This window comes from Pseudomonas reactans, assembly GCF_013387025.1.
Classification (GTDB): domain Bacteria; phylum Pseudomonadota; class Gammaproteobacteria; order Pseudomonadales; family Pseudomonadaceae; genus Aquipseudomonas; species Aquipseudomonas reactans.
The window spans coordinates 295-678 of record NZ_JACAQP010000061.1 but is presented as its reverse complement, the minus strand read 5'-3'; the positions used below and the strand labels follow the sequence as shown (position 1 = coordinate 678).

Sequence of the window (384 nt, the reverse complement as noted above, 5' to 3'; positions counted from 1 at the left end):
CACAAAACGCTCGGCAGTCAGTGCCGGGCGTTCCAGATAACCCCGCGCCACGCCTTCGCCGCCCAGGTACAACTCGCCAGCCACGCCGATGGGTTGCAGGTTGAGTTGCGAGTCCAGCACGTAGCCGCTGCGGTTGCCCAGCAAGGTGCCGATTGGGGCATAAACCGCGCCGCATGGATCGCCACGGCGGGCTTTCCACAGCAACGGTGTGACCACGGTTTCAGTCGGGCCGTAGCCGTTGAACAGGTAAGTCGGTTTCAGTGCACGCCAGGCCAGGTCATAGCTGGCCTGGGCTACCGCGTCACCGCCAAAGCAGTACACACGCACTTTGGGGGGGTTGCCGTCACGCTCGGCATGCTCGGCCAACTGTTGCAGGTAAACCGG

General features: G+C 63.8%; 1 protein-coding gene. It reads right to left on the bottom strand.

Annotated features, from left to right (window positions below):
- Positions 1-384, bottom strand: a 384-nt coding sequence (locus tag HX793_RS31495) for an AMP-binding protein (RefSeq protein ID WP_256733984.1), incomplete at both ends; no start/stop codon positions are given.